The 4,140-nt window shown below is 42.4% G+C and carries 4 protein-coding genes; 3 read left to right on the plus strand and 1 reads right to left on the minus strand.

All coding sequences use genetic code 11. The annotated features are described in order from the left end of the window. Positions 1-19 precede the first annotated feature (19 nt). Positions 20-859, minus strand: coding sequence for a precorrin-4 C(11)-methyltransferase (cobM, locus tag OGM63_RS01735; protein WP_263743775.1), 840 nt, complete (start codon positions 857-859; stop codon positions 20-22). Between the two features lie 276 nt (positions 860-1,135). On the opposite strand from cobM, the gene OGM63_RS01740 reads away from it, so the two are divergent. The 3 genes from OGM63_RS01740 to OGM63_RS01750 form a co-directional block, all read left to right on the plus strand. Then, positions 1,136-1,960 carry a PD-(D/E)XK nuclease family protein gene (locus OGM63_RS01740; RefSeq protein WP_263743776.1) on the plus strand — a complete coding sequence of 275 codons (825 nt, stop codon included), beginning with the start codon at positions 1,136-1,138 and terminating at the stop codon, positions 1,958-1,960. A 171-nt stretch (positions 1,961-2,131) separates the two neighbouring features. Beyond that, positions 2,132-2,770, plus strand: a complete 639-nt coding sequence (locus OGM63_RS01745) for a GNAT family N-acetyltransferase (protein WP_263743777.1) — start codon at positions 2,132-2,134, stop codon at positions 2,768-2,770. 119 nt (positions 2,771-2,889) lie between these two features. Continuing rightward, positions 2,890-4,140: single-stranded-DNA-specific exonuclease RecJ (locus OGM63_RS01750; RefSeq protein ID WP_263743778.1), on the plus strand; the 1,251-nt coding region annotated here is incomplete at its 3' end.

Below are 4,140 nucleotides of genomic sequence, written 5' to 3' on the forward strand. Positions count from 1 at the left end.
TCCTCCCCTCTCCCCCTCCTCACTGCCCATACGAGCGAAACAGATGATTGTGTTCGGGATGATATAAATGCGATCGCAACGCGACTCCTTTGGAGTATCGCGCTTCCCCTTTTACTTGCGAAAGTGCAGGACTAATTACATATAATGTAGTCCGAATCAGATTTTCCTCGGTGGTACAATCTGCCATTTTGTCAAGGGGAACAACCATAATTTTTTCATCTTGCCAGCCGATGCGATAGCAAATTGCTACTAACGTATCATCTGGGTAGTGTTCTAGTAGTTTGGCTTGGGAAGACGCCACATGACGCGCACTCAGATACAGACAAAGGCTAGCTTGATGTTGTGCGAGACTGGCTAATTCTTCTGTTGCGGGGACTTGTGTACGTCCGCTGATGCGGGTGAGGATGATAGTTTGGACTAAACCAGGAACTGTTAACTCAATTTTAAGTTTAGCCGCAGCGGCTTGAAAGGCGCTGATACCTGGTATAACTTCAAAAGGAATATCTGACGAAGCCAAAAGCTGCATTTGTTCGTGGATGGCACTATATAAACTCGGATCGCCAGAATGAAGACGAACCACAGATTTATGCGATCGCACCCGTTCTATCATGATTGGCAAAATCTCTTCTAAAGTCTTATTCGCCGTTTGAATAATTTCCGCATCATCACGACAAAGTTCTAAAATCTCTTCAGGGACTAAAGAATCTGCAAATAAAATCACATCAGCACAGTTCAGCAGTTTCTGCGCCTTTACCGTTAGTAAATCAGGATCGCCGGGACCCGCTCCCACAATATACACTGCTGGTACTAACAACTGCCCATACTCTTTTTGACTTTTATTTTCAGTACAATCACTCATAAATCACCACACGATAATTCCCCCCCAAAATTTTTTTTGGCATTTTTTCAGTATCCTTCCGGATAAATACTCTTTGCCTAGTAGAGATGAGTGGTAGATGCACCCTGGTTAAGCCCTAGAGAAAACTCTGGGGCATTTTTTATTTTTGTTAGTGGATAGTGGATAGTGGTTAGTGGATAGTAAATAGTGGATAGTTAATAGTGGATAGTGAATAGTTGTTAACAGCCAGTCCCCCCTCTCCCCATCCCCCATTCCCCAATCTCCTAAAATAGAATCATGCTTTCAACTCAACCTCAACTACAGCGACTTTCTCAAGGACAACTCAACTTACTAGAACGTTGTCCCCGTCAGTATCAACATACCTATTTACAACAACTCAATTCTCCCTTAGATCCACAATACCAAGAAGGGCAAACTCTAGGTAGTCGCTTTCACCGACTAATGCAGCAGCAAACAATGGGTTTGCCAATTGACAGTTTTCTGCAAGAAGACGCGCAACTACAAAGCTGGATGACAGCTTTTGCCAATGCAGCACCAGAAATTTTAACGGATGCCAATAGCGAAACTTTCCGCGACAGCGAACATTACCGCACTCTGCGCTTTTCAGATTATCTGCTCACGGTTATATATGATTTATTGATTGCAGATAACCTGCAAGCGCAAATTCTCGATTGGAAAACTTCTCCCAAACCGCCAAATAAACGCTATTTAGAAAAAAATTGGCAGACACGTCTTTATATGTATGTGTTGGCTGAAACTAGCGAATACCCACCAGAAACTATTTCTATGACTTACTGGTTTGTCCAATCTGAAGGCAAACCGCAAAATATTAAGTTTAGTTACAATACTGCCGCACACGAACAAACGGCAAAGAAGCTATGGGAGCTATTAAGCAAGTTAACTAATTGGTTAGAACGTTATCAGCAGGGAGAACAATTTCCGCAAGTAGGAGAAGGTAACAAAGCTTGTGAATATTGTCAATTTGCGACTCGATGCGATCGCACACAAACCTCTAGTGATGTCATGTCTGCGGCAAATCCGGCTTCTAATATAGACAACACCCTACTTAATCTCGCTACCATTCAAGAAGTATCTTTATAAAAGCCCTGAGGATTAGCAAGTGAGGCTGCAAATTATATCATGACAGGCTTATCACACATACTGTAGAGACGATTCTGTGCTACGTCTCTACGAGGGTTGCGATATTTTATTAATGTTAATTATCAGGACATAATATAACAACTAACAACTAACTATTAACAAAATTATTATATGAACTCTGATGAATTTGATGCAGTTTATGTCCGTGAATTAGGAATTGATGACATTGCCCCCGTTTACCACTTGGGGGAAAAGTTATTTACCAGCGAATTATACCCCTATTTATACCGTACTTGGGATGAATGGGAGGTGATTGGACTTTACAACACAGATCCAGAATATTGTTTGGTTGCGGAAATCGATGAGGAAGTAGCCGGATTTATTTTGGGAACTATTATCACCAAAGCATCTTGGACTTACGGTTATATTCTCTGGTTAGGAGTTAATCCCAAATTTCAGCGTCGGGGAGTAGCCGATAAGCTGGTTGATAAAGTCGTCGCACGCATGATTGAAGATGGAGCGCGGTTTATGTTGGTAGACACCGATCCGACAAATACACCAGCAGTGAAGTTTTTTAACCGCAAAGGTTTCGGGAATATCCGCCAGCATATTTTCTTATCGATGAATTTAAGCAAGCATGATTATTATGGCAGACTAATTGATTATGAGCATCAAAAAGCAGAAAGAGCTGGTTATAGGCGATCGCGTCCTGCCATTCGTCCACGCAAACCTGATGGAATTGGTAGTGAAGTAGTCCTCAATCCCCTCGTCAACGAACCTCAAACAACCGACGAACAAAATCCGATTTAGACTCATGCAATACACATTTGCAGGGTCATACGTAGAGACGTTCCACCGGAACGTCTTTACATTCTAAGTAATAAACCTGACATGATATGACTCAGCTTTCACATTATTAATTTATTTAAATGCAACAGCAGTGGAATATTGTCGCAACTGAACAACCCCCAGAATGGTTTATCGAAGCGGTAAAACACTACACCCCCAATAAAAGCGGACATTACGCAGCGCAGTTATTATGGCAACGAGGCATCAAAGATAAATCACAACTAGCTAATTTTGTCAACCCTCAAGCTTATCAACCCGCAAGTCCGTTTGAGTTTGGTGAAGAAATGCTGCTAGCAATCAGACGTTTAAAACAAGCGCGGGATGAAAAGGAAAAAATCGTTATTTGGGGAGACTTTGATGCCGATGGTATCACCTCGACTGCGGTGCTGTGGGATGGTTTAGGACAGTTTTTTCCACATAATACGCAGTTAAATTATTACATCCCTAATCGGATAACAGAATCCCACGGACTCAATAATCAAGGCATTGATCGGCTGGCAAAACAAGCTTGCAAATTAATAGTTACTTGCGACACTGGCAGCACAAATATCAGTGAAATTATTTATGCTAAAGAACAAGGCATAGATATTATTGTTACAGACCACCACACATTACCTGCTGAACGTCCACCAGTTACAGCAATTATCAATCCCCGCTATCTGCCAAATACACATCCATTATTTCACCTTTCTGGTGTGGCGGTAGCTTACAAGTTGGTTGAAGCGCTTTATCAAAGCTTACCGAAAGTACCTCAACAAGCACTAGAAGATTTATTAGATTTAGTGGCAGTGGGATTAATTGCGGACTTAGTACAGTTAAGTGGAGATTGTCGCTACTTAGCGCAGTTAGGAATTCAAAGATTGCAAGAAGACTTTAAACAGCTTCCAGCAACGAGAAGGCGTCCGGGGGTAGGGCGATTATTAGAATTATGCCAGAAAAGTGGCGATCGCCCCACAGATATTTCCTTTGGTTTGGGTCCACGAATCAACGCTGTCAGCCGTATTCAAGGCGATGCTTCTTTTTGTGTAGAACTACTGACCAGTCGCGACGAAAAGCGCGTAAATAAACTTGCAGAAGAAACAGAATTAGCAAACAGCAGACGTAAATCTTTACAGAAAGACGTTGCTCAACAAGTAACTCAAAAGCTTGCTCAGTTAGACTTATCAACCACCAGCGTCATCGTTTTAGAAGACCCCCAATGGGCAGTTGGTGTCTTAGGTTTAGTTGCTGGGCAAGTAGCACAAGAGACAGGACGACCGACGATTTTGTTGAGTACAGAGGGTGTGGGAATAGAGGACAAGGGGGACAAGGGGGACAAGGGGGACAAGGGG

Source organism: Plectonema radiosum NIES-515 (assembly GCF_025753815.1).
Lineage (GTDB): Bacteria > Cyanobacteriota > Cyanobacteriia > Cyanobacteriales > Nostocaceae > Hassallia > Hassallia radiosum_A.